This window comes from Halomonas sp. A020 (genome assembly GCF_027943625.1).
Lineage (GTDB): Bacteria > Pseudomonadota > Gammaproteobacteria > Pseudomonadales > Halomonadaceae > Vreelandella > Vreelandella piezotolerans.
This window is the reverse complement of record NZ_AP022850.1, coordinates 2,076,730-2,102,580: the sequence shown is the minus strand read 5'-3', so window position 1 is coordinate 2,102,580 and position 25,851 is coordinate 2,076,730. Positions and strand designations below refer to the sequence as shown.

Sequence of the window (25,851 nt, the reverse complement as noted above, 5' to 3'; positions counted from 1 at the left end):
AGCCAACTCAGCCGTTACGGAAGCGGTGGCTTACGCGTCTCGGACGTTTGCGTGGCGGTATTCGCCCCCGGTGTAGTGGGGCTGCTAGCAGGATGGGTAGCCGTGTTCGTACCCGCGCCCTGAGTGTTGCCTGACGGCGTGCTCGACCCCGCTAATCCCGGCTCGTTATGCTGGGTGGGGTTATCCTCGTTCTGGTGCCCCTCGTGGCGTTGCTCATGGGCGTGCTGCTTCACGGATTCTGCCGTGTCGTGAATTGCCTGCTGCGCTTTGTCCACTTGCGCCTCGCCCATCTTGGTCGCTTGGTCCATGGCATGATCACGATACTCGCCCAGGGTTTCGTTCTCTTTGCGTGTCGTAGCGCTCAGGCTGGCCAGCGCCGCCCCCAGAGCAAACCCTAACGCTCCCACGACCAGTGGGTGCTCTTGAATGAAATCCGAAGAGCGGTCGCTCACATGATGAGCGCGCTCTTTCATGTGATCGATCCGCTGATGCGTGCCCTGCTGGGCGTGGGACATGGAATCGTGCATACGTCCTCCCATTTGGTGAGCTTTGTCGCTGAACTGCTGCGCGGCCCCTTTCGTGCTATGACCAATATGTCGGGCGCGCTCTTTGATGCCGTGGTCTGGTCCGAGTGAATCGCTTCGCGGGTCGTGCTGCCCGGCACTTGCACGCTGAGGCGACATCACATCATCAGGAGGCGGTGGCGTGGCATGTACGTCAGTGGCATCGACGTGCGCAGAGCCACGCGAATGGGAGCGATGAGGTTGGCGCTGGCTAAGCATCAGCCAACCTAGGCCCGCGCCGGTAAGCAGCGTAGGCACGGGGTTCTGCTTGACGGTCGTGCCCAGGTTGGCAAAGAATTCATTGGCACCGCCGTGGCGCAGATAATCATACGTGCTGTGCAGCCACTGTTCTGGCGAAAAGCGCTCTTCGATCTGATGCAGCGTGGCATCCAGCCGCTCGCGAGATTGATGAATCTCTTGCTCGATTTGGTCCGGATCGCGCTCTGTTTGGCGATGTGAACGTTCATCCTTGCTCATTTCACCTCCTCCTTGACGTGCTGCTGATGCTGCTTGGCCAGCGTTTTATCGCTGCGCAGGCTCTGCATGGTGCGGTTTGGCATGAGCCCCTGGGCGCGTACTTTTTTGAGCCCTGCCTTGAGCATCACCACGCCCATCAGCGTGACCACGGCGCCTACCACCACGGCGCCCAGCCAAGGGCGAGTGTCCGGTGGCAGTACCTCGTTCAACAACATCACAAGCGCCGCCAACAGCGTAAACAAGCCAGCGAAGAGCACCGCACCGGCCGTCGCCACGGCGCCTACGCCTGCCATGGCCTGGTGAGTCTTCTCTGACATTTCGGCCTTGGCGAGCGCCGCTTCGCCGCGCACCAGGGCAGAGACTTCGTTGAGTAACGTGGATAGCAGCGTGCCTATCGAACTGCTTTTATGGCTTTCCGATTCCATTCTTGCTCTCCCGCTTCCTGCATGAAAAATGGTATGGGTGTCTGATGAACACAGGGGTTCAAAGCGTTTGGTCGGGCGCCTTGGATTCGGTTGACACATCGGACGACGATGCCTTGGCGGGGGAGCTGCGCAGAAAACGCGTGACTAAAAAGCCTGCAGCAATCGCGCCACCAATGAACATGGCGGGCTCACGGCGGCCATACGCTTCCGCTGAACGACACAGCGCGTGGAGGTCTTTATCGCGTAGCCGCTGGGAAAACCGCTCGGTATGGTCGGCCAGCTTCCTGGCCTGCTCGGAACAGAAGGGTTGCTCTTGGCGGTCGAACTCGTCAGCAGCGCGCTGCAATACCGAGCCGAAGGTGTGAGTGTGCTGCGCGACACTATCGCGCTGTCGGTCGAACGCGCTCTCGGCCTGTTCGCGGGCGGCCTCTTTCAGCTCATCGGCGCTTTGCTGGCCTTTCTGCTTGAGCGTTTCGTGATCGTGATGGGGTCCTTGATCGTTCATGGTGACGTTCTCCGTGTCAGTGAAACTTCACCAGAACTATAGCGAGCCTGGGGCCCCTTTCCATGTCCATACCGCCGAATTAACCCAGCGCGACCCGGCCAGCAACAAAGGTTAAGTCAATAATGGTTAAAGCCATCTGGCTGGCTGCCCCCATAAAAAAAGACGCTGTTGAAAGCGCCTTTTTCAGTAACGGGATTGGGCTTATTTCTTATCCGACTCGTCATCGCTATCCGGGTTGACGTGGTGCGTATCGGGCATGGGGTTCGCATCGTCATGATGGTCGTCGCGCTGGTCTTTCTTTTGATCGTCTTTATCCGGAGACATAGTCCCTCCTACTCCTTGGTGGTCGAGCTTGGTGATCGAGAAAGTGGCTGTCTACACATGACTCTGGACAGGCCTCACTCACTATAGCCGCTGACACGTTGATTGCCATGCAGCACAGCAGGTCTCCCAAGGCTGATCCAGCACCCAAAAAATCATAAAAAGCCATTTAAAACATAGGATTAAAAAAACCATAGCCGCCATAACCGTGTAGATGAGCAGTTTAAATAGCTTTTATTAATTCTGGCTATACATCGCCGCTGCTGTCGCTGCGTCATTTGCCCTCCTCTTCGCCGTTGGTCTACGTTGAAAGCTCCCCGTCGACAGCCAGCCACCCAGGAGACGGGCCGCCCTGTCGACAGTTCGAAGCGATTCGTGCACACAAAGGAGTGACCGCACATGAGCGAACAGCAGCAGCCCCCACAGCATCAGGACAAGCAGCCCGGCGACGAGTACGCCATGCGTCCGGAGCCGGAGTACATTCGCGAGAGCTATCGCGGCACCGACAAACTGCGCGATAAAGTGGCGATCATCACCGGCGGTGATAGCGGTATTGGCCGCGCCGTGGCCGTGCATTTTGCCCGTGAAGGGGCGGATAGCGTGATCGTGCACCTCAAAGAGACCAAAGATGCCGAAGAAACCAAGCGGCTCGTGGAGGCGGAAGGCCGCCGTTGCCTAGTGCTGAAAGGCGACGTGGCCGAGCCTAGCTTCTGCCGAGAGATCGTCGACCGTACCCAACAAGCGTTTGGCAAGATTAACATCGTGATCAATAACGCCGCCGAGCAGTACGACTGGGACGACATCACCGAGATCCCCGACGACCAACTGATGCGGACCTTTCAAACCAATATCTTCAGCCACTTCTACTTGACCAAAGCGGCGCTGCCCCACTTGAGCGAGGGCGATACGATCATTGCCACCTCGTCGATCAATGCCTTCAAAGGCAACGACACGCTGATTGACTACACCGCCACCAAAGGGGCCATTCAAGGCTTGGTGCGCTCTTTGGCGATGTCGCTGATGGAGCGTGGCATTCGTGTGAACGCCGTGGCCCCCGGTCCCATCTGGACGCCGCTGATACCCGCGAGCTTCGAGGACGATAAAGTGGCGGAATTTGGCAACCAAGTGCCGATGAAGCGCCCGGGCCAACCCAGCGAAATCGGCCCGGCGTACGTCTACTTGGCCAGCGAAGAGTCGTCGTATATGAGCGGCCAAACCATGCACTTGAACGGCGGCGTAATTCTCAATACCTGAGTAGCATTCCGGGGCGGCGTAGCCGCCCCAGCCACTCACCACTCACCTTTTTCCACTCACTCACTTTCATCCCGCCAGATTTTTCACCAGCACCTTGGACTTACGGGCGTGGTTGTAGGCCTCGCGTTTGAGGGGCGGCAGGTCGTCCAGGCTGGCGGCGCGGAAGCCGCGCTCGACGAACCAGTGGGCCGTATGCGTAGTGAGCACGAACATGTCGGAAAGCCCCCGCTGGCGGGCGCGTCGTTCAAGGGCTTCGACTAGACGCTCGCCGCGCTCGCCGCCCCGGTAGTTGCCGTGAACGGCCACACAGGCTAACTCACCCACGGTGGTATCAGGGAAGACGTGCAGCGCCGCACAGCCGATCACCATACCGTCGCGTTCGATCACCATGTAATCGTCGATCTCGTGCTCCAGCCGCTCGCGGGAACGCGCAACCAGCATGCCACGCCGCTCTAACGGCTCCAGTAACTCGAGCAGGCCTGCCACGTCGTTGAGGGTGGCGGGGCGAAGCTGCTCGTAGCGATGCTGGGTGATCATGGTGCCCACGCCGTCGCGGGTGAACAGTTCGCCCAGCAGCGCATCGTGATTACGCCACGACAACAGGTGCGTGCGGGCCACGCCTTCCCGGGCAGCGGTGCAGGCAGCGTTGAGATGGCGTGCCAGCTCGCTGCCGGGCACGGCCTGCTGCAAGCGCGGTTCGGCTTCGAAAGGTGAAAGCTGGCGCAGAAGCGCGCCCTGCTCGTCCTCCAAACCGTCCGACTCGCCCAGCAGAATCAGCTTGTCTGCCTTGAGCGCCACGGCGGCGTGCTGGGCCACTTCAGAGGCGTCCAGATCGAACACTTCTCCAGTGCTGGAGAACCCCAGCGGCGGTAGCAGCACCAGCGAGCCTTTATCCAGCAGCCCTTCGATGGCGCTGGCGCGCACCCGGCGCACTTCGCCGCTATGGTCGAAGTCTACGCCTTCACGCACGCCCAGCGGCTTGGCGGTGACGAGGTTACCGGAAATCACGCTAAGCTCGACACCGTGCAGCGGCGTGCTGGGCAGGCCCAGCGAGAGCCGCGCTTCCAACCAGAGCCGCTGGTGAGCGGCCACCTGCTCCACATGAGCCATCACGGCGCGGTCGGCGACCCAGCGGCCATCGATGCGGGTAGGCTCGACACCGGCGGCCGTCAGCGCCTCGTGCACTTGGGGGCGAATGCCAAACACCACCACCAAGCGCACGCCCAAGGTGTGCAGCAGCGCCAAATCCTGAATGAGCTGCTCCCCTCGGCCAGACGCCATGGCTTCGCCTTCGATCAAGATGACAAAGGTTCGCCCCCGATGGGCATTGATGTACGGGGAGGCGTTACGAAACCAATCTACGAAGGGGAAACGAGTGTCCAAGGGCCGCTCTCCGGCAGCAGGTGAATGAAAGTGACGCTAGTTACTTTAACAGAGCACCAAAAACAGCGGCACCTTCTATTGCAACGATCTGATAAGAAGATCATCTGCAAAGAAGGTGCCGCTGTAGGTCAAACAGTGTCGTCTTGGCGTGCCGAACGTTTAACCAAACATGCCTTTGAACATGAAGAAGAACAGAATGGCCAAGCCCGCGCCAGCCGGCAGCGTGATCAACCAGGACATGGCAATGGTGCCAATCACGCGCAGGTTCAACGCCGCCATCCCGCGCGCCAAGCCGACGCCGAGAATGGCCCCAACCAAGGTGTGGGTCGTCGAAATCGGCAGGCCGGTACCCGAGGCGAGCACGACCGTGGTGGCCGCTGCCAGCGTCGCCGCAAAACCGCGGCTCGGGGTCAGTTCGGTAATGCCGGTACCGACCGTGGCGATCACTTTATGGCCGTAGGTCACCAAACCCACGACGATACCGCCGCCCCCCAATACCAGTACCCACCAGGGCACCAGCGCGGACGCTTCGATTTCACCGCCGGTTTGCACCACGCTGATGACCGCTGCCAGCGGCCCCACTGCGTTGGCCACGTCGTTAGAGCCGTGGGCAAACGCCATGGCGCAGGCAGTAAAGATCATCAGCACGCCAAACGCGCGCTCTACGTTGGCGTAGCCAAAGTGGTCGTTGGCGCTCTTTTCGAACTTGATACGGCGAAGCATCAGCATGCCGATGCCCATGATGACCAAGCCGATCATGATCGACAGCAGCAGGCTCTGGTTGAAGGTGAGATCGAGCCCCACGTGGGAGAGACCTTTGGTCAAGGTCACCATGGCAACGATGAACCCTACCAAGAATACGTAGCCCGGCACGTAGCGCTTGGCGGCCGTGAACGGGTTATCGTTCTCGAAGATCAGGTGGTGCACCGATTTGAACAGCACGAAGCCGATGGTACCGGCCAGCAGCGGGGAAACGACCCAGCTGGCAGCAATCGTGGTCACCGCGCTCCAATCGACGGTAGACGCCCCCAGACCGGCGACCGCAAAGCCTACGATCGCACCGACGATGGAGTGCGTGGTGGAGACGGGCCAACCTTTCACCGAGGCCACCAGCAGCCACGTACCGGCGGCCAATAGCGCCGCCAACATGCCGTACACCAAGAGTTGCGGGTCTTCTTGCAGCAGTTCTGGGTCGATGATCCCTTTACGGATGGTGTTGGTCACCTCGCCACCCGCGAGCCATGCGCCCAGGAACTCGAAGATCACCGCAATGATGATCGCCTGTTTGATGGTGATCGCTTTCGACCCCACCGAGGTGCCCATGGCGTTGGCCACGTCGTTGGCCCCCACGCCCCAGGCCATGAAGAAGCCGAACAAACAGGCCAGAATGATAAAGATGTCACCGTGCTGAGCAATAATCTGCATGAGTATCCCTTAGCGTGCGGTCAAAATCTGCAGGCGGCTGCCCACGCGCTCTGCGCGGTCAGAGACTTCACCGACCCACTCGATGATCTTGTAGAGAAAGATCACGTCCACCGGCGGCAGTTGGCTCTCCAACTCGAACAGTTGACGACGGATCGCCACCTGCTGGCTGTCGGCCTGATGTTCGAGGGTGTGGAGTTCGCGGATCATGTTCTGCATGACGTCGGAAACGTTGCGACCAAAGCCGGACTCCAGCAGGTCTTTCAACTCTTCCAATGCTTGGCGCGCTTGGGCCACACACGCCACACTGGTACGCATGTAGTCACGCATCGGCTCGGCCAACACGTCGGGCACGCGCATTTTACGGCCCAGCATGATGCCGGTAATGTCGCGGACTTTGTTGGCGATCTTGTCCTGCACACTGATCAGATCGAGCAGGTCAGAGCGCGAAACGGGCAGGAACATGGTGTTGGGCAAGTTCAGCCGCAGCTCTGTCTTCAGGGTGTCGGCGTCGTGCTCTAAGCGCGTCACGTTCTCGCGCAGTTCTGCCGCCGTATCCCAATCACCGGTCAACGTGGCCTCGAAGAACGGGAGCAGTTGATCGGCACATTCATTGGCCTTGACGATGTGGGCCAGCAGCGGCTGGAATGGCGAGCGGCCAAACATCGCGGAAAAAGGGTTGGAGGTTACCATATAGCCTTTAGCCTGTTTTCGGGGAGCCTGGAAATGGCGGGCGCCAGTATAAAGAGTGCGCCCGCCGCCGTCATGAAAAGTTCATAATGTCATCAAAAATTAACCGAAATGTCACAATATCGAGGTGGCGATTGTCATGAAAGAGTCAACCAAAACGCCAGCCCCTACGGAAGTGGAGCTCAAGCTGGCCCTGCCCAGCGGTCAGTCGGGTGCGCTGTGCCATCATCCGTTACTGGCCGCGACGCCACCGCACCAGCAGCAGCTCGCCAACACCTACTTCGATACCCCCACAGGCGACTTGGCCGCCGCACGGGTGGCGGTGCGCCTTCGCACCATTGATCAGCAAGTGCTGCAAACCGTTAAAACGGCCGGCCAGGGCGGTGGCGGACTCTCCAGCCGACAGGAGTGGGAGTGGCAAGTTCCCTCCGCCGCTCTCGACCAGGCGGCGCTGGCAGAGCTGCCTCCATTTCAAGGGGCGCTTGGCGATTGCATCGCAGCGCTGCGCCCGACGCTCAGCACCGATTTCACCCGGAAAAGCTGGCAGTTAGTGTGGCAAGACAGCGACATCGAACTGGTGCTGGACGAAGGAGAGATCGTCTGCGGCAGCGCGCGAGCGCCGATTCGCGAAGTGGAGCTGGAGCTGAAAGCCGGTGCCCCGGCAGCGCTCTGGACGCTCGCCGTCGAGTTGGCGAGCCAAATAGCGCTGCGCCCCTCCGATACCAGCAAGGCAGCGCGGGGCAATGCCCTAGGCCACCAGCACTGGCCGCTGCCCGCCGCCAAGCGCCCTGCCGAGTGGCTGCACCGCGCCACCGTCGCGCTGGATGCCTATCATGATAGCGGCGACGCTGCGCATCTAAACGCCGCACGTCAGGCGCTGGATACGTTGGCCCAGCACCCCCAGCTCGATAGTGCAGCGCGCAGCGAGGCAGAAGCACTGCCCAACGCGCTGAATGCCCAAGGCATGCCGTCGACGACCTACGGCGTTGCTGCGTTAAATCTGGCCCGTCGCTTGGCCCACGAAACCGCGCTACGCTAACCACACTGCCCGATTGATGAAGCCGACTTCAGGATGATGCAATGAGCTTTCCCCTTACGCCCGGTGCCGACGGACTTCGCGCCCGGCTGTTTCACATTATTTTCGAATCCGATACGCCGGGGGCCAAGGCGTTCGACATTGCGCTCATCGTCGCCATCCTGCTGAGCGTGACGGTGATCTTGCTGGGCAGTATCGAGATCTATGCCGAACGTTACGGGCAGCTCTTCTTCTACGTAGAGTGGGCCTTTACGCTACTGTTCAGCCTGGAGCTGCTGGTCCGTCTTTACTGTTTGGAGCGCCCGACGGTCTACCTCAAGAGCTTTTATGGCATCGTCGATGTCGTGGCCATCATTCCCACTTGGCTGGTGCTGCTGGTGCCGGGCGCCCATGGGCTGGTGATCGTGCGAATTCTGCGCGTGCTGCGGATTTTTCGCATTTTACGGCTGATGGAATTCGTCGGCGAAGGTCGCCTGCTGCTGGATGCGCTCAAACGCAGTCTGCGCCAGATTCTGCTCTTTTTTAGCAGCATTCTCATGGTCGTCACGCTGTTTGCCGCGCTGATGTACACCATAGAATCGCCCGAGGCGGGCTTTACCAGCATTCCCATGTCGATCTACTGGGCCATCGTGAGCATGACCACGGTGGGCTATGGTGACATCGTGCCCGCCACCCCCCTAGGGAAAGCCATCACCGTCATCCTGATGCTGATTGGCTACTCGATCATCGCCGTGCCCACCGGCGTGTTCTCGGCCCAAGTCATTCGTTCGATTCGTGAAGACCGCTACTCGGAAGAGGCCTGTCCTGGCTGCGGCCACGACCGTCATGAAAAGCGTGCCCGCTACTGCCTACGCTGCGGCACTTGGCTGGATGAAGATAGCGAAGACCCACGCAAGAAAGCGCAGAGAAAAGAGGACGACACTGACGATGACACACCGAGCGAGTCGTAGCACTCATGCCAGGAAACGGGGGCGCCAAGCGCCCCCGTCGTACGACACGTTTAGTATCCGTCTTGAAACGGGGTGATGTCGCCACGCCCTTCCCGCACGATTTTTGGCGGCAGTTCGCGCAGGTCGATCACGCTGGTGGGGTCGAGGTGGCAAGCACCGCCGTCGATAATCAAATCCAGATGAGCCCCATAGCGGTCGCGGATCTCCTCGGGGTCGCTCATTGGCAGCGCCTCACCTACGGGAATGAGCGTCACGCTCATCAGCGGCTCGCCCAGCGCGTCGAGCAGCGCGTGGGTAATCCGGTGGTCGGGCACCCGCACGCCGATGGAGCGGCGCTTGGGATGCAGCAATAGGCGCGGCACCTCGGTGGTGGCATCGAGAATGTAGGTGTAAGGGCCCGGGGTATGGGCCTTTAGCAGTCTAAATACGGCGTTATCCACCTTGGCGTAAGTACCTATTTCGGACAGGTCCGAACACACCAGGGTAAAGTTGTGCTTGTCATCCAGCGAGCGCAGCCATTTGATTTTCTCGATGGCTTTTTTTTCGCCTAGATGGCAACCCAGCGCATAGCCCGAGTCCGTGGGGTACGCCACCACGCCGCCTTTGCGAATGATCTCGGTGGCTTGATCGATCAGCCGCTTTTGCGGGTTTTCCGGATGTATCTGAAAGTACTGGCTCATCGATGACTCCTAGTCGGCAGAGGTGAGAGTGTTCTCTTCAGCGTAGCTGATTCAACCGCTTAACACCCACGGGCCAGCATGCCACTGGGGGCATCGCGCAGATGAGCCAAGCGAGGATGCTGCCAAATCGGCGGCGCGGCGGTACGGGGTACCGGGCTCATGCTGCCGGGGGCGGCATGGCTGCCGGGAAAGTGGAAGTCGCTACCCAGTGAGGCGTATAGCTCGCGTTCGACGAGCTGGCGCGCAAGGTCGCGGGTGGTGTCCGGGTTTTGCTGTCCGCTCACTAGCTCCACCCCTTGGCCTCCGGCGTCCATGAAGCTATCCATTAGCAGACCGCGCTTCCGCCGAGTGAGCCCGTAGCGTAGCGGATGAGCCAGCACGGCCACCCCGCCAGACGCCACGACCCAACCCACCACTTCGCTGATCTCCGGCCAGTGGGCTTTGACATCGCCCTTCTTTCCGCTGCCTAGATAACGTTTGAACGCGCCGGCCCAGTCGGCCACCACGCCTTCCGCCACCAGCGCCCGGGCAAAATCGGGCCGCCCGAGCGGCCGATCGCTGCCCGCCAGGGCCCGGGCTTTTTCCAGCGCATTGGGCAGCCCCATCTTTTCTAATCTTGCGGCGATCACGTCGGCACGCTGGATGCGCGCGTCGCGCTGGCGCTCCAACCCCTCGACCATCGGCCCCTGCAAGCCGCCTGGCAGCAGCGCGACCACATGGATACCGATGCCCTGCCAGCGAGTGGACAACTCGCACCCAGGCACTAGGCAGAGCCCCTGCTGCTGGGCGGCGATGCTCGCTTCCGCCACCCCCGCCATGGTGTCGTGGTCGGTCAAGGAGAGGTGGGTGACACCGCGTTCGGCACACAGCGCGACCAGCTCGGTAGGCGAGAGCGCACCATCGGAAGCGGTCGAGTGCATGTGCAAATCTACCGTGTAACGCTGGTCGGCTTCGAAGGCGGCGGGCAGTGCCGTCGCAAGAGCATTAGGAAGTAGTGGCATTAGCATGACGCCGTGTGGCGAGTTTGTCAGAATAGGCGTGTACAACACGAACAGGCTCGCCATGGTGCGCGCTAACCGGGGTGCGGTCAATGTATTGACCTTGGCGACAACGTCGCCACGTCCCCTGCCTTCAAGGAGTTATCCCCATGCTTTATGCCATTATCAGCGAAGACGTTGCCAACAGCCTAGAACGCCGCCTGGCGGCTCGCCCTGACCACCTTGCGCGTCTGGAAGCACTGCGCGACGAGGGGCGGCTCATTTTGGCAGGCCCACATCCCGCCATCGATGCCGATAACCCCGGCGATGCAGGCTTTAGCGGCAGCTTGGTCGTGGCGGAATTCGACAGTTTAGAAGAGGCGCAGGCATGGGCAGACGCCGATCCTTACATCATCGCAGGGATCTATGCCAAGGTAATTGTTAAACCATTCAAAAAAGTTTTGCCTTGACGCTTTGGGGCGAGTATGGAGGGTCCGCCCGCTTTTTCACAGAGCCTGTGGAAAACTCTGTGAAAACCCGGCGGACGCTTTTCTATAAGCCAGAGATAGCGCCCCGATGAACAAATTGATCATTTTTTAACCAACCATTCATTACCCACGGATGCCCGCGTGACACAACGCCCTGCTCAAGCTCCCACCCTGCCGCCACTGGCGGCATTGAGCGCCCCACAGCTCACTTGGAACGACACATCACTCCACTCGGACGCCTTCGACGACGTCTATTTTTCCCGTGAGGATGGCCGTGCCGAAACCGAGCACGTGTTTTTGGGAGCGAACCGGCTGCCAGAGCGCTTTGCGGCGTGGCAGGCATCGCGGGCGTTCGTGATCGGCGAAACGGGCTTTGGCACTGGCCTCAATATGCTCTGTGCGTGGGCCTGTTTCGAGCAGAACGCTCCAGCCGACGCGCGACTGCACCTGTTATCCACAGAAAAATTTCCGTTAAGCCGGGAAGCGTTGACGCGCGCGCTCAGCGCCTGGCCCTCGTTGGCGAGTTATTCACAGGTGCTATGTGCCCTCTGGCCTGACGCGGTCAGCGGTATTCACCGCTTACATTTAAGCGAGCGTGTCACCCTCGACCTTCACTTTGGCGACACCACCGAACGGCTCAACCTGCTGGACGGCCAAGTGGATGCCTGGTTTCTCGATGGCTTTGCACCGTCGAAAAACCCGGATATGTGGCAACCCGAATTGTTCGAGGCCATGGCCGCCCGGTCTCGCCCGGGGGCGACGTTTGCCACCTTTACTTGCGCGGGCATCGTCAAGCGCGGCCTGAAAGCGGCGGGCTTTCACTGGCAGAAAGTACCGGGGTTTGGCCGCAAGCGAGAGATGCTGGCTGGTGGCATTGAAACGCCCCCAACCGATGCGCGGCGCAGCGCAACGCCCTGGTTCATGTCCCCCAATCACCACGACGCGCACCATGTGGTGGTGATCGGCGCGGGCCTAGCGGGAAGCAGCGTGGCGGCGGCGTTGGCCAAGCGCGGCAAACGGGTGACGGTCATCGAGCGCGACGCACCAGGCGCAGGCGGCTCCGGCAACCGCCAGGGGGCGCTCTATGTGAAGCTGGCGGTAGATACCAACCTTCAGAGCCGGTTCTATTTAGCGGGGCTTCTGTATAGCCAGCGCCAGTTTGGTCAGCTGGCGGCGGCTCATCCACAGGAGCCGCCGCTTTGGCAGCCGTGCGGCGTCGTGCAGCTGGCGCTCAGCGATAAAGAGGCCTCGCGCCAACGCCGCTTCATGGCCCATCACCCGCTGCCCGCCTCCGTCGTGTCGGCACACACCGGCACCACACTCAGCGAGCTGGCGGGCGTGCCGGTCTCGGCCTCCCAGGGGCTCTACTACCCACAAGCGGGGTGGGCACGGCCAAAACGGCTTTGCGAGCAGTGGTTGCAACACCCCCGCATTACCGTGCAGCGGGGCGACGTCACCGGGCTGGCACAGACATCGGAACAGACACCGAGATGGCAGGTCGCGCTGGCCAACGGAGAGAGACTGCAGGCCGACCACGTGGTGATCGCCACGGCGTCGCTGGCCAATCGGTTTACCCAAACCGCCGAATTGCCGCTGCAGCAGGTTCGGGGCCAAGTCAGCGAGCTAACGCTGCCAGAAGGCACCCAGACGCCGGATAAAGTGGTGTGCGCGGGAGGCTACGTATCGCCGCCCGTCAAGAACGTACTGACCTTTGGTGCAAGCTTCGTTCCCAACGACGCGACGAGCCACGTCATCGACGAAGAGCACCAGCGCAATATCGACGAACTGCGCCAGGCGCTGCCAGCGTGGGTGGCCGCGCTTGAGGCCTCCGGCGTTTCATTACACCCAGAGTCGTTGGAAGGCCGGGCTGCGGTGCGGGCCGCCAGCCCCGATAAAACCCCATACGCGGGGCCGGTGCCCAACGCGGCGGCATGGCAGAGGGACTATGCCGTGCTGCGCAAGGATGCCTCGAAAGTGCCGTCCATCCCCGGTGAACACTACCCAGGGCTGTGGATATCCACCGCGCATGGCTCCCGAGGACTGGCCAGCGCGCCGCTATGTGCGGAAGTCATTGCATCGCGCCTTTGCGATGAGCCGCTACCCGTCGAGCAGCCGCTGGTGGACCATCTTCATCCGGGGCGGCGGCTGATCACCGCGCTGGTGCGGGCTCAGTAGTCGCCCTCCTCCTCGTCATCCGCTAACTCTCGCCCAAACGAGCGCCACTGGGCGAGAGTCATCACCTCAGTCATCTCGAGCTCTAAGTCGTGGGCAATGATCAGCTCGTGACGGTCAAGCTGCTGCTTGAGCTCGGCGACCCAGCCGCTCATGCCTTCGCCGGTATCGGTGGTGTCATACCCTTGGCGGGTGACGAAGGCTTCCAATAGCGCGGTGAGGGTGTCCGGCGGCAGCATGCGCGCCGGGACTTCGATGAAACGGCTCATTGACTCTGCTCCCAGGCGGCCAAGCGCTCGATGAACGTGGCTTCGTCGATCACCTCGACCCCCAGCTGTTCGGCTTTGGCGAGTTTGCTACCCGCTGCCTCACCCGCCACGAGGCAGGTCGTTTTCTTGGAGACACTGCCCGCCACTTTGGCGCCTAACGCTTGAAGCCGCGCTTTGCCTTCGTCGCGGGTCATGCTGTCCATCGTGCCGGTCAGCACCCAAGTCTGGCCCTCCAGCGGCGTGGGACCTTGCGTCACCTCGGCCTCTTGCCAGGTCACGCCCGCTTCGATCAACGCTTGCAGCGTCTCCAGGTTATGGGGCTGGCGGAAAAAGGTGTGGATATGCGCAGCCACCACGGGGCCCACGTCATTGACGGCCTCCAGCGCCGCCAGATCGGCCTCTTGTAACGCTTGCAGCGTACCGAAGTGGTTGGCCACATTGGCCGCCGTGGCCTCGCCCACCTCACGGATGCCCAGCGCGTAGATGAACCGCGCCAGCGTGGTCTGCTTGGCTTTTTCCAGTGCATTGACCAGGTTGGTGGCGGACTTTTCGCCCATGCGCGGCAGGCTCTTCAACGGATCGACGCCAAGGTGGAACAGATCGGCCGGGGTTTTCACCCACGCCTGATCCACCAGCTGTTCGATCAGCTTCTCACCCAGGCCGTCGATATCCAGCGCTTTACGGCTGGCGAAGTGTTTTAGCGCCTCTTTACGCTGGGCGGCGCAGTACAGCCCACCGGAGCAGCGCGCCACGGCTTCGCCTTCGATACGTTCGATATCCGAACCGCACACAGGGCAGTGATCTGGAAAAACGATCGCCCGGGCGTCCGCCGGGCGCTTCTCTTCATCCACGCGTACGACTTGAGGAATGACGTCGCCCGCGCGGCGAATCGCGACCGTGTCGCCAATCATCACGCCCAGGCGACTAATCTCATCGGCATTGTGCAGCGTGGCATTCGAGACCGTCACCCCGGCAACGGTGACCGGCTCCAACCGGGCGACCGGCGTAATGGCGCCGGTGCGTCCCACCTGAAACTCCACGTCGTTTAGGGTAGTGACCTCTTCCTGAGCGGGGAATTTGAACGCCACCGCCCAACGCGGCGCGCGGGCAACGAAGCCCAGCTCCCGCTGATGGCGCAGGTCGTCGACCTTGATCACCACGCCGTCGATGTCGTAGCCCAGCTGGTCGCGCTTAGCACCGAGCTGCTCGCAGTAGTCCGCGACGGCGTCGGGGCCTTGCAGGGTGGTGAGCTCTGTACTGGTGCGAAAACCCAAGGTGGATAAACGGGACATCAGCGCACTGTGGGTGGTGTCGCCTAAGTCGGGCTCCAAGCGGGCGGCTTGGTACGCGTGAAACTCCAACGGGCGGGTCGCCGTAATGCGCGGATCGAGCTGGCGCAGGCTACCGGCGGCGGCGTTACGCGGGTTGGCAAACACTTTACTGCCCTCCTCTCTGGCCCGCTCGTTGAGGGCTTCGAACCCGGCATGGCGCATGATCACTTCGCCGCGCACTTCCAGTAACTCAGGCACCTGCTGGCCCATGAGTTTGAGCGGTACCGAGCGCAGCGTGCGCAGGTTGGAGGTGATGCCCTCCCCGGTGCGGCCATCGCCCCGCGTCGCGCCGCTGACCAGTACGCCCTGCTCATACACCAGCGAGACCGCCGCACCATCCAACTTAGGTTCGCAGCTAAACGCGATCTCGCTGGCTTGGCACTCCAAACGCTCCGCAACGCGCTCGGCAAAGGCCGCGATGTCACCACGGCTAAAGGCGTTATCCAACGACAGCATGGGTATGGCGTGGGCGACTTCGGGGAAGCCATCTGCCGGGGCGGCACCGACTCGTTGAGTGGGCGAGTCGGGGGAGATCAGATCGGGGTGCTCGCTCTCTATCTGTTTCAAGCGCTGCAGTTTACGGTCATAGTCCGCATCGGTGAGCGTGGGTTCGTCCAGCACGTAATAACGGTGATTGGCATCATCGAGATCGGCGCGCAGCTGGCTGATCTCTTCCAACAGAGTGGGGTCAGGCTGACTCATTCAGAGATTCCGAAGACAGAGAAACGGGTATTCAGTAACAAAAACACCCGCCTTCCAGAAGAAGGCGGGTGTCAGCGTAGTGTGGCGGTTAACGCGCCTGCAGTTGGCGATGCAAACGGTGACGACGTTCGAATTCGTGCACCCGCTGACGGGCAAACTCGATGGTTTGTGCCGTCATCACGCTACGGTTTTCGTCTTTCAATTCACCGCCCATATGACGAACGACGACCATGGCGGTCTCGACCATCGCCTCGAAGGCGGCAGAGCTATCCACCGCGCCGGGTAGCGGCATTAGGAAGGTAATACCAGGAGTCACGAACTCATCCATCTCTTCGATGGGAAAGGTGCCGGGCTTGAGCACGTTAACCATCGAGAACTGCAGCTCGCTGTCCGGGCTTTCCGTTTCGAAACGGTGAAATACGCCCATGGTACGGCTATAGCGCAGCCCGCATGCCATGATGAGTTCGAGCAGCTTACCGCCATCGAACCCGTCCGGGTCACGGGAAAGAACGCTGATCACCACCATCTCGTCGGCATTGGCCAACGTCTCTTTGGCGTGCTCGCCGTTCACATCGTGACGTAGCGCTTTTTCCAAGGTGGGATGAGCGCGCACCACGTTATCTTGTGCAGCGTAAGTCGCTTCCAGCTCGTCATCGACGCCTTGGTAATGCTCATCGTAATGTCGTGCGCTGTGCTCGTACTCATCCCACACAGGCGCCGACTGTGGGGCCTCCTGTTGGGCGGCTGCTTCATAGGCAGCGGCCTCCCGGGCTTGAGCCTTCTCTTGTGCGATACGTGCTTTTTCCGCTTCAGCAGCCTGCTTGGCTTCGCGGCGCTGTTCGGCTTCTAGCGCTTTACGCTCGGCCTTCTGCTTGGCTAATGCTTCGGCGCGTTTGGCTTTCTCGGCCTTTTTGATCGCTCTCTCTTTACGGCGCTCGATGATGCGGCGTTTGAACGAGCGTCCAATACCTTCGAAATCGACCAAGCGGTACTCGTCGATTTCGTCGTCGTCCAGCTCACGGTCGCCAACGGTCTCATCACGCAGTTGCCGACGTTTGGGGGCATCAGCGGCGTGCTTGGCAAAAACGGCGTCCTCTGGCTCAGCGCGCAGTACCGGTTCAGGATCGGGAGTCGGTGTCGGCTCATCGTCCGCGGCTTCTTTCGCTGTGGGCGCTTCGGCCATCTTAGGCATGTCAGGCTGAGTGGCTGGCAGCTCATCGGCCGATGCCGTTACAGCGGGCTCTTCTTCGGCCGAAGCGCTCATGGCAGGTGCGCTGCTGGAGGCCTTGACGGGGTCAGGCGTTGCGGTTGCCTCAGGCGTTGGCTGAGTCGCCGCAGGCATTCGCTGGGTCGGCTCTGCATCGACAGCCACAGACGGTGCGGGTGCCGTTACCTCTGCGTCGTCTTTGGCAAACACACTCGGCTCGCGACGGAGCTCTGGTTTCACTTCTTGAGCTGCCGCGTGCCGTTCGGCAGGCCCGGGGGCAGCAGGCTCGGGACGAGACGTGGTTTTACTAGAGGGTTTACTGAACGAACGACGGAAATCCGACAGCACTTTGGAAGGGCCAGGGTGCTCTTGGCGTTTGAGTTTGGGCTTTTGTCCCAGCCCGCTATAGTCGGCGGGTTTGACGACCCGAGCACCGCCGTTGGGCAGCTCCCAATTGATCTCGGCTTCTTTCGCCTCGTCGTCTAACTCTTCCAACTTCGCGGTAGGCAAATCTTTTACCGCTTGGTCTAGCCGGGGCACACGACGCTGACGCTGGAGCCTACGCACGCCGTCAACAACGATCAGCGAAACCAGAGCCAGTCCTAGAATGATTAACCACTCTCTTAATTCCATGTCGAGCATTCCATGGGTCATCTAACCGGTTACTAAGCGCAGTGCTTACACTACGCCAGAATATGGGAACCTTCTTATAAAACGATATTTAGCACCAAGCATAGCGCGGTTACTACGAAAAGAGCCAACTTTTGCTGATTTTCACACGTTTGCGCCGCTATGAGCGTTTTTTAGGCGAATTTTTCGACCTTATCAACCAGCAAAAGTGCCCAGCGCGTTATTTCATCTCTTTAAACAGTGTTTGAACACACCCTGCAAGGGGAAGCCACTACCTGCTTCAATCACTCTATTTAAACGTTATGCTAGTGAATGTTATTCACTATCGCTAGTTTCTTATTAATCCTTTGCGCTTTCGACGGCAGGCTGGGCAGACTTAACGTAACAGTAACGCTTCCATGCGGGCGCCTACTCCCACCTCGAGCCGCCCAGGCTCATTGTCAGCAACCTACTGTTATTAAAAGACTTAATGCTCAACGACCTGATTGACGCTAGGTATTATCAAACGCTCACCAGCAGCGCTCGGCACATGACACGAGCAAATAAGGAAACTCTTGGGAAGCCGCGCCCAATATCGTCTCGAACCATGCCCCTACTCGACCAGTTCTGCCGCTTCATCGATCCCCACGGACACCAGCCGTGAGACACCTGGCTCTTGCATGGTGACCCCCATCAGGCGCTCGGCGGCTTCCATGGCGATCTTGTTATGAGTGATGTAGATGAACTGCACGCTTTCCGACATCTCTTTAACGAGCTTGGCGTAGCGGCCCACGTTGGCGTCATCCAGTGGCGCATCGACTTCGTCCAGCATACAAAACGGGGCTGGATTGAGCTGGAAGATGGCAAACACCAGCGACAGCGCGGTCAGTGCTTTCTCGCCCCCTGACAGCAAGTGTATGGTGCTGTTCTTCTTGCCCGGCGGGCGAGCCATGATGGCCACGCCGGTTTCCAATAAATCGTCACCGGTGAGCGTCAACCACGCCGCCCCACCGCCAAATACGCGAGGAAAGAGGGTTTGCAACCCTTTGTTCACCTGATCGAACGTTTCCCGGAAACGCACGCGGGTTTCTTGGTCGATCCGTTTGATCGCCCGCTCCAGCGTGTCGAGCGCTTCGGAAAGCTCAGCATGCTGGGCTTCGAGGTAATTACGCCGCTCGGCCTGCTGGTCGTACTCCTCGATCGCGGCGAGGTTGATCGCCCCCAGTCGGCGGATCTTTTCCGAGGTGCTCTCCAAGCGCTCTTGCCACGCTGGCTCACTGGCATCGCTGGGCAGCGTAGCGGCGAGCGCGTCGGCATCGTGCCCCAGTTCCGCTAACTGCTCGTCTTGGGTGGCGGCTTTGAGCGCCAGCGCCTGCACCTCCATACGGCGCTGCTGTAGCTGTTCGCGGCTCTGCTCCAAATTGCGCTCGTGCTGCTGGCGGGCTAGTTCGTCGTTGCGCAGCTGCTCGGCCAAGGTTTGAGCCTGCTGGCGCGTCTCGTTGAGCCGCCGCTCCTGCTGTTCGCGCTGGTGCAGCAGCTCTTCGAGCTCTTCGGTTGCCAGCTCATCGGGCTCGACCAGCATTTCGCGAGACTCTTCCAACTCGGCAATACGCAGCGAGAGGCGCTCTTCGGTATCGCTTGAACGGGCTTGCTGAGCGCGCAGGCTTTCACGCTCGGCTTTTAAGCGCTCGCGCTCCAGTGCCAACGCCTGCTGACGCGCCTTGAGCGGGGCATGCTGCTGGTTGAGCTGCTCACGTTGCTCACGCTGACGTTGGCGCTGCTCGGCGCTGGTTTCTCGCGCTTGCGCGGCTTCCTCCAACTGCTCCATGGCCGTGTGCCAACGGGCGCGCTGCTCTTCTAAAGTAAGCGTTAACTCCGCCTCGTCCTCTTGCAGTTGCGATAACTCGTCGTTCAGCTCCGTCGCGCGGCTGGATAAATGCTCCAGGCGCTGGGCAAGCCGCTGCTCCTGCACCGCTAGCTGTTGGCGGGTAGCGGCATGGTCGCGCTCCTGCTCCGCCTGCTGCTCACGGGTCAGTTCCAACGTGTCGATCGTTTCACTAGCGACATCGCACTGCTCATCTAGCAAGACCAGCGCGGCTTCTGCTCGTTCGCGCTCGGTGGACAGCTCCTCGAAGCGACGACGAGTGACCAGTAGCGCATCGACGCCTTCGCCATTGGATTGCTGATGCAGCCAGCCACGCCCGCGCCATACGCCGTCTTGGCTGACCACACTCTCACCGGGAGCAAGCGTAGGCAGCAACGCTTCGGCCGCGTCAGCAGTACCGACGTAGTGAATACTCGCCAACCACTCCGTCAGCGCGCCCGCGCCTTTCACCAAATCGCTGAGGCGATGGCCTGCGCCCGCCGTGGCTGTGGAAGGCGGTGCTTGATCGATCAAGCACCACACCGTCGCCAGCGCTTCGGGCAGCGCGTTTAGCTGATGAGCGGCTACCAGGCGGGCGTTGAGCCAGGGGGCGAGCAACCAGGAAATGACCCGTTCCCAGCCTTGGCTAACCGCGATGGCTTCACCCAAGCGGGGCGCATCGGCGAGGCCATGAGCGGCCAGCGTGTCGCTTAGCTGGGGGTCGTGATCGGCTAAGGCGGCATCCATTAGTGCCTGCAGTGAGGCGAGTTCGCCCTGCTGCTGGCTTAATGCAGCGCGCTGCGCATCGCGCTCGGCCACGGCGTGCTGATAGGCGCGTTTGGCATCGCTATAGCGCTGCTGCCACTGCTCACGCTCCACTTGGAAGGCGTCGGCACGTTGGTCGGCTTCTTCCAGGCGGGCTTGGTATTCGGCGTGCTCGTTTTGTAGCGCGGTCATATCGGCCAGCTCGTCGCGCTGCTGGCGGCGGCGTTGTCCCTCGGCCTGCAAACGGGCAATGCGCTGCTCTAAATCGCGCAGTTGATCTTGGCTACGGTCGGCGTCACGGCTGGCTTCGCGCCAACGGTTTTCGGCATCGGCCCACTGCTGTTCAGCGGCCTCTAACGCAGGCGTTGCGTCGGCCAGGGTTTGCTCGAGCATCTCGAGCTGCTCTTCCAGCGCTTCGTGCTCGGGCAGCAACTCTTCAAAGCGCTCGTCGATCACCGCGAGCCGCTCTTGGTCGCCCTCGCTGACCTGGCGCTGCTCGTCGAGATCCCTACGGGCGGTGGCAATGTCGTTGGCCAGCTGTGCTTCGCGGCTGCGGCGGTGGGCTTGATCCTGCTCTAAGCGGGCAATGCGCGTGGTGGTTTCATAAAACTGCAGCTGGTGGCGGTCCAGCACGTCGGCCAGCTCATCATGCTGCTCGCGGGCTTGCTCCAGGCGGGTTTCGCACTGACGAACGCCAAACACGTCTTTCTCGACGGCAATTTCCAGCTCGCGCACGCGGCTCTCTTGGTGAGACTGCTCGGCCCGCAGGGTACGGCCGCGCAGCAGCGCCAGCTCGCCTTTCAAGCGATACTCCTGCTGCTTGAGTTCTTGGTAACGCTTGGCGGCTTCCGCTTGGCGCTTGAGACGTTCGAGCTGCTTGTCCAGCTCTTCGCGAATATCGTCCAGGCGCTCCAGGTTCTCCTGAGTACGTCGCATGCGGTTTTCGGTTTCCCGACGACGCTCTTTGTACTTGGAGATCCCCGCGGCTTCTTCGAGGGTGGCACGCAGGTCGTCCGGTCGCGCTTCGATCAACCGCGAGATCATCCCCTGGCCGATGATGGCGTAGGAGCGCGGACCCAGACCAGTGCCCATGAACAGGTCGGCGATATCCCGGCGACGACACTTCTGGCCGTTGAAGAAGTAGTTGGACTGGCCATCCCGGGTGACTAGGCGCTTGACGGCAATTTCAGCGTACTGGGCGTACAAACCGCCCATACCGCCCTCACGGTTATCGAACTTCAACTCGATGGACGCCTGTCCGACCGGCTTGCGCCCGGTAGAACCATTGAAAATGACGTCGGCCATCGACTCGCCACGCAGGGTTTTGGCAGAGGACTCCCCCATCACCCAGCGTACGGCGTCAATGATATTGGATTTACCACAGCCGTTGGGCCCAACGATGGCCGTCATGTTGCCATCGAAGGGCACGGTGACCGGATCGACAAAGGACTTGAACCCAACGAGACGTATAGAGGTTAAGCGCATTGCGACCCTTAGCAGCGGTAGCTTACGTGGTGGTTATTCAAAAACACGGTTGATAACGACATTGGCGGTATCGTCTTCGCGAATGGGGCCGACGCTGACGCTCTCCACGTCGCCAAACAGATCCCCAGGCTGCGGCGTGGCCTGCCCAGATTCCGAGACACGCACCACCAGGCGCGCTTCACGCACCTGGGAGATTTGCGCTTGCGGCGACATGGCAGCGGCGTCGTCCAGCACCACGGTCATCGGCAGCTCAGAGACCCGAGCGCGGGTCACCGCCAGCGGCGGCAGCTCGCCGTCGATGTCCCGCGCGGTAATGAACACCGTCGCATCGTCGCTGACACGGTCTGCCAGCGCCTCATCCAACGAGACGCTCACCCGCACGCCTTGGCCCTGAGTGGCGGCAGGTGACTCCGGTGCAACGCCCATGCGCCCTTGGGCCACACGGATACCATCACGTAGGGAAGCAGCCGTCTCTGGGTCTGAAATATTGGCAACGGCACGGCGCCAACGGTCGATGGCCGTTTCATAATCACCATTATCGAAGGCGTGAATGCCCAGAAGCCCCAACACGGTCGGCTGACGGGGGTCTAATTCAAGCGTTTCATCGACCAGCGCCTGTACCTCGGGCGTTAACTCCCGCTCGGCCATGAAGAAGCGGAGCTGCGCCAACTGAGCGAGCAGCGGCGGAATGCGCCCTTCGATGGCGATCAAGCGCTCCAGCGCATCGACCGCTTTGTCAGGCTGACCGGTATCCCGGTAGAGTGGAAACAGCGAACTCCACACGTTGGGATTGTGGGGCTGGCGCTCCGCTTCGGCTTCCATCCTCTCCAGGAACATCATCAGCGAGCCTTCCGGATCGTTTCTGACCTCCTGCTGGATAGCGTACAGCGTCAGGTCACCTTCCGCGCCGTTTTGCTGGTACCAAAACGTGCTCGCCCCGACCACGGCCACCATGACCAGCGGCACCACCAGCCGTCCAGCGCTCGCAGCTTTCAGCGGCCGCTTGGCCTGAGTGGCGGTGTCTTCCAGCAGGCTGCGCTCTAGCTCTAGGCGATCTTCATTAAAACGAGCGTCGTCGATGTCGCCACGCTCGCGTGCCGCTTCCAGGGACGCCATGCGCCGCTGGAAAATCGCCACGTTCTGCTCAGCAGACGTATCGTTGGCTTCAAAGTGATCTAGCTGGTCGCGCAGAACGCGGGCACCGCGCATGGGGGCAATCAGCAGCCATAGCGCAGGCAATAACAGTAGTGCAATCGCTATCCAGAGCGGTGTCATGAAGACCTCTCGCGGTTGATCAGAGCATCCAAGCGGGCGCGCTCTTCGGCGCTCAACGCTTTCGCAGACGCATTCCGTCGAGCACGCACCATCAGTACGACCACGAGCGTGCCGAGGACGAACAGACCGATGGGCAGCCCCCACAGCAGGTAGGTGCGGTTTTCCAGGCGCGGGTTGTAGAGGATGTACTCCCCAAAACGCTGCACCATGTGATTGATGATTTCGATATCGGACTGACCATCTTGAAGCAGCTGATAGACCCGCTCGCGCATGTCACCGGAGATCGGCGCATCCGAGTCGTCGATGGCCTGATTTTCACACAGCGGGCAGCGCATCGAAGACGTCAGATCGCGATAGCGCTGCTCCATGACCGGATCATCGAATTCGCGAATCTCGATGCCGGCCGCCACGACACTACTCGACAGTACCAGCAACATCACGGCGAACACCCAACGCATTAACGCCATTTTTCTACCTCCGGCAGGATGCGCTCACGAACGTCTTCAGGTGACACGTAGCCTTTATGGTGGTATCGGATCACGCCTGCGGCATCCACCAAAAACGTCTCAGGCGCGCCATAAACACCGAGGTCGAAACCCAGGCTGCCCTCGGGGTCGAACACGTTGACCTCGAACGGGTCACCGAACTCGCTCAAAAACTCTAGCCCCTTTTCACGGGTGTCCCGGTAGTTGATGCCCACCATACGAATGCCGTGATCGGCGAGCTCTAAAAGCTGGGGCATCTCCTGCTTACATGCAGGGCACCACTCACCCCAGACATTGACCAGCGTGACCTCCCCCATCATCAGCGTTTGATCCACTTGGCGATCAGCATCGCGTAGCGTGGTGGCTTCGAATACGGGAAACTCACGTGCCATCAGCGCAGAGTCACGCTGCGACGGATCGCGCCCCAACCCTTGGTACAGAAACAGCGCGATACCGAGAAAGCCAATCGGCAGGAGTAAAAGCAGCAGGCGTCGTGTCATACCATAGCCTCCTGAGACGACGAACGATCCGTCCGGGCGGGAGCTGTCTGGCGACTCGCGGCACGACGATAGCGTTTATCCACAACGGCTAGAACGCCGCCAAAGGCCATGAGGAGGCCACCCAGCCACAGCCAGCGCACGAACGGTTTGTACTGGACGCGCATGGCGTAGCTGCCATCGCCCAAGTCTTCGCCCATGGCGACATAGAGGTCGCGGAACAAACCAGGGCGCAGCGCAACTTGGGTCATGGGCATGCCGGTGGCGAGGTAAAGGCGCTTCTCGGGGCGCATCACGAAGCTGCGTCCCTCGTCCCCGCGCTGTACCTGAATGATCGAAGTATCGGCCAGGAAGTTGGGGCCACGACGGTTGGTGAGTTCCGTCATGGTGAACTGATAGCCCGCCACTTCCACGGTGGTGCCCGGCGACATGCGCACGTTGCGTTCGATGTTGTAGTTCGAGACCACGGCAACGCCTAGAATGGTCACCGCGATGCCCACGTGGCCCAGCACCATGCCCCAGTAAGAGAGCGAAAGCTTACGCAACCCCGCCAACATCGAGCTGGCGTGACGGGTCTTGTCGAAGAGGTCGCGCACCATGGGCAGCACGATCCATAGCGCCGACACGATTCCCAATGACACCCACAAATTCCATTCGCCGCCATAGATCAACGGCAGGATAATGCCTAACACGAGAGCCACAGCGGCGGCTAATCCCAGCTTACGCCATAGCTCACGGCCACTCATGCTTTTCCAGCGCGCCACTGGACCCAGCCCCATGAAGACACACATCACCACGGTGAGTGGTACGAATAGTGCATTGAAGTAAGGGGGACCTACGCTGATTTTACCCAGCCCCAAAGAGTCCAGAATCAGCGGGTATACGGTGCCCAGCAGCACCGTGACGGTCATGATGACCAGCAGGATGTTGTTGATCAGCAGCAGGGAGTCCCGCGAAAGCCAGTTGAACCCCACTTTATGGCTCACCCGCGGGGCGCGTAGGGCAAACACCAGCAGCGATAGCGTGACGGTGATCGCCAGCAGCATCAGGATGAAGAAGCCACGCGAGGGATCGTTGGCAAAGGCGTGAACCGACGTCAGTACCCCCGAGCGCACCAGGAAGGTGCCCATCAGCGATAGCGAGAACGTCGAGATCGCCAACAACACCGTCCAACTCTTGAACGAGCCGCGCTTTTCGGTCACCGCCAGCGAGTGCACCAGTGCCGTGCCGGTAAGCCAAGGCAGCAGCGAGGCGTTCTCTACTGGATCCCAGAACCACCAGCCGCCCCAACCCAGTTCGTAATAGGCCCACCAGCTACCTAGCGCGATCCCGACCGTCAAAAATGCCCAGGCCACGTTGGTCCAGGGCCGTGCCCAGCGGGTCCAGGCAGCGTCCAGGCGCCCGCCCAACAGCGCAGCGATGGCGAAGGCAAACACTACCGAGAAACCTACGTAACCCATATAGAGCATCGGCGGGTGCACGATCAGGCCAAAGTCCTGTAGCAGCGGATTCAAGTCGGCGCCATCTTGCGGCATGTTCGGCAGCAAGCGCTCGAAGGGGTTGGAGGTCATCAAAATGAAGAGCAAGAAGCCCACACACACCATGCCCATAATGCCCTGCACCCTGGCCACCATGTCGCGGGGCAAGTCGCCCGAGAAGACCGATGCCGCGAATCCCCAACCCGCCAGCATCAAGCTCCATAGCAGCACCGAGCCTTCATGGTTACCCCACACGGCGCTGAATTTGTAGTACCAGGGCAGCAGGGAGTTGGAGTTGTTAGCGACATTAGCCACGCTGAAATCGTCCAGCATGTAGCTGGCGGTCAAGCAGAGGTAGGCAATGGTTACAAACAGGAATTGGCCGATGGCCATGGGACGACCATAGGCCATCCACAGCGGGCGACGCGTGGCAGCCCCGGCAAGCGGCATCACCGCCTGAACCACCGCCATGAGTAGCGCGATGACCAGGGCAAAGTGGCCGATTTCAGGAATGATCTTAATCAACATGGGTGCTCCGAAT

At 60.8% G+C, this 25,851-nt stretch carries 22 protein-coding genes; 5 read left to right on the top strand and 17 right to left on the bottom strand.

Annotated elements, in window-relative coordinates; genetic code table 11:
• Positions 1 to 14 precede the first annotated feature (14 nt).
• From FRH_RS09745 to FRH_RS09730, 4 genes are all read right to left on the bottom strand, one after another.
• Complete coding sequence (locus FRH_RS09745) at positions 15 to 1,040, bottom strand: DUF3618 domain-containing protein (RefSeq protein WP_281996782.1); 1,026 nt, start codon at positions 1,038 to 1,040, stop codon at positions 15 to 17.
• Entirely contained in the window at positions 1,037 to 1,465 is a 429-nt protein-coding gene (locus FRH_RS09740) for a phage holin family protein (protein WP_281996781.1), read from the bottom strand. The genes FRH_RS09745 and FRH_RS09740 overlap by 4 nt, the downstream gene beginning before the upstream one ends.
• 58 nt (positions 1,466 to 1,523) lie before the next feature.
• Positions 1,524 to 1,970: a hypothetical protein gene (locus tag FRH_RS09735; protein WP_139525170.1), complete on the bottom strand. Its 447-nt coding sequence runs from the start codon at positions 1,968 to 1,970 to the stop codon at positions 1,524 to 1,526.
• A gap of 201 nt (positions 1,971 to 2,171) precedes the next feature.
• On the bottom strand, positions 2,172 to 2,294 hold the full coding sequence (locus FRH_RS09730) for a hypothetical protein (protein WP_255303816.1): 123 nt from the start codon (positions 2,292 to 2,294) through the stop codon (positions 2,172 to 2,174).
• A 396-nt stretch (positions 2,295 to 2,690) separates the two neighbouring features.
• Here FRH_RS09730 and FRH_RS09725 point away from each other — a divergent pair, with 396 nt between their 5' ends.
• Positions 2,691 to 3,545, top strand: coding sequence for an SDR family oxidoreductase (locus FRH_RS09725; protein ID WP_139525169.1), 855 nt, complete (start codon positions 2,691 to 2,693; stop codon positions 3,543 to 3,545).
• Positions 3,546 to 3,611: 66 nt separating this feature from the next.
• Here the strand turns inward: FRH_RS09725 and argA are convergent, their stop codons facing one another.
• The 3 genes from argA to FRH_RS09710 all read right to left on the bottom strand — a co-directional run bounded on the left by argA (position 3,612) and on the right by FRH_RS09710 (position 7,043).
• Complete coding sequence (gene argA / locus FRH_RS09720; protein WP_139525168.1) at positions 3,612 to 4,928, bottom strand: amino-acid N-acetyltransferase; 1,317 nt, start codon at positions 4,926 to 4,928, stop codon at positions 3,612 to 3,614.
• Positions 4,929 to 5,087: 159 nt separating this feature from the next.
• Positions 5,088 to 6,353 carry an inorganic phosphate transporter gene (locus FRH_RS09715; protein ID WP_153842170.1) on the bottom strand — a complete coding sequence of 422 codons (1,266 nt, stop codon included), beginning with the start codon at positions 6,351 to 6,353 and terminating at the stop codon, positions 5,088 to 5,090.
• Positions 6,354 to 6,362: 9 nt separating this feature from the next.
• Positions 6,363 to 7,043, bottom strand: a complete 681-nt coding sequence (locus FRH_RS09710) for a TIGR00153 family protein (RefSeq protein WP_139525166.1) — start codon at positions 7,041 to 7,043, stop codon at positions 6,363 to 6,365.
• A 136-nt stretch (positions 7,044 to 7,179) separates the two neighbouring features.
• Between FRH_RS09710 and FRH_RS09705 the strand changes: the two genes are divergently transcribed.
• Together FRH_RS09705 and FRH_RS09700 are read left to right on the top strand one after the other, a co-directional pair.
• Positions 7,180 to 8,079, top strand: a complete 900-nt coding sequence (locus FRH_RS09705; RefSeq protein ID WP_281996780.1) for a CYTH domain-containing protein — start codon at positions 7,180 to 7,182, stop codon at positions 8,077 to 8,079.
• Between the two features lie 41 nt (positions 8,080 to 8,120).
• A complete protein-coding gene (locus FRH_RS09700; protein WP_281996779.1) occupies positions 8,121 to 9,026 on the top strand; it encodes an ion transporter in 906 nt (301 codons plus the stop codon).
• Between the two features lie 50 nt (positions 9,027 to 9,076).
• Here FRH_RS09700 and FRH_RS09695 read toward each other — a convergent pair whose 3' ends face one another.
• Both FRH_RS09695 and FRH_RS09690 read right to left on the bottom strand, forming a co-directional pair.
• Positions 9,077 to 9,706, bottom strand: a complete 630-nt coding sequence (locus FRH_RS09695; RefSeq protein ID WP_219862974.1) for an L-threonylcarbamoyladenylate synthase — start codon at positions 9,704 to 9,706, stop codon at positions 9,077 to 9,079.
• 59 nt (positions 9,707 to 9,765) lie between these two features.
• Complete coding sequence (locus FRH_RS09690) at positions 9,766 to 10,707, bottom strand: PHP domain-containing protein (RefSeq protein ID WP_281996778.1); 942 nt, start codon at positions 10,705 to 10,707, stop codon at positions 9,766 to 9,768.
• Between the two features lie 146 nt (positions 10,708 to 10,853).
• On the opposite strand from FRH_RS09690, the gene FRH_RS09685 reads away from it, so the two are divergent.
• On the top strand, positions 10,854 to 11,153 hold the full coding sequence (locus FRH_RS09685) for a YciI family protein (protein WP_219862970.1): 300 nt from the start codon (positions 10,854 to 10,856) through the stop codon (positions 11,151 to 11,153).
• Positions 11,154 to 11,312: 159 nt separating this feature from the next.
• A complete protein-coding gene (gene mnmC / locus FRH_RS09680) occupies positions 11,313 to 13,346 on the top strand; it encodes a bifunctional tRNA (5-methylaminomethyl-2-thiouridine)(34)-methyltransferase MnmD/FAD-dependent 5-carboxymethylaminomethyl-2-thiouridine(34) oxidoreductase MnmC (RefSeq protein WP_281996777.1) in 2,034 nt (677 codons plus the stop codon).
• Here mnmC and FRH_RS09675 read toward each other — a convergent pair.
• From FRH_RS09675 to FRH_RS09640, 8 genes are all read right to left on the bottom strand, one after another.
• On the bottom strand, positions 13,340 to 13,612 hold the full coding sequence (locus FRH_RS09675) for a YheU family protein (RefSeq protein WP_139525159.1): 273 nt from the start codon (positions 13,610 to 13,612) through the stop codon (positions 13,340 to 13,342). The two genes, mnmC and FRH_RS09675, sit on opposite strands and share 7 nt — an antisense overlap.
• Positions 13,609 to 15,645 (bottom strand): NAD-dependent DNA ligase LigA, encoded by a 2,037-nt coding sequence (ligA, locus tag FRH_RS09670; protein ID WP_219862966.1) that lies wholly within the window; start codon positions 15,643 to 15,645, stop codon positions 13,609 to 13,611. Before ligA ends, FRH_RS09675 begins: the two co-directional genes overlap by 4 nt.
• Before the next feature lie 88 nt (positions 15,646 to 15,733).
• Positions 15,734 to 17,485 (bottom strand): cell division protein ZipA, encoded by a 1,752-nt coding sequence (gene zipA / locus FRH_RS09665; protein WP_219862964.1) that lies wholly within the window; start codon positions 17,483 to 17,485, stop codon positions 15,734 to 15,736.
• Between the two features lie 589 nt (positions 17,486 to 18,074).
• Entirely contained in the window at positions 18,075 to 21,575 is a 3,501-nt protein-coding gene (gene smc / locus FRH_RS09660) for a chromosome segregation protein SMC (RefSeq protein ID WP_281996776.1), read from the bottom strand.
• 33 nt (positions 21,576 to 21,608) lie between these two features.
• Positions 21,609 to 22,850, bottom strand: coding sequence for a c-type cytochrome biogenesis protein CcmI (gene ccmI / locus FRH_RS09655; protein ID WP_139525155.1), 1,242 nt, complete (start codon positions 22,848 to 22,850; stop codon positions 21,609 to 21,611).
• Positions 22,847 to 23,317: a cytochrome c-type biogenesis protein gene (locus tag FRH_RS09650; RefSeq protein ID WP_139525154.1), complete on the bottom strand. Its 471-nt coding sequence runs from the start codon at positions 23,315 to 23,317 to the stop codon at positions 22,847 to 22,849. Before FRH_RS09650 ends, ccmI begins: the two co-directional genes overlap by 4 nt.
• A complete protein-coding gene (locus FRH_RS09645) occupies positions 23,308 to 23,835 on the bottom strand; it encodes a DsbE family thiol:disulfide interchange protein (protein WP_139525153.1) in 528 nt (175 codons plus the stop codon). The genes FRH_RS09650 and FRH_RS09645 overlap by 10 nt, the downstream gene beginning before the upstream one ends.
• Positions 23,832 to 25,838: a heme lyase CcmF/NrfE family subunit gene (locus tag FRH_RS09640; RefSeq protein WP_139525152.1), complete on the bottom strand. Its 2,007-nt coding sequence runs from the start codon at positions 25,836 to 25,838 to the stop codon at positions 23,832 to 23,834. The genes FRH_RS09645 and FRH_RS09640 overlap by 4 nt, the downstream gene beginning before the upstream one ends.
• Positions 25,839 to 25,851: the final 13 nt, after the last annotated feature.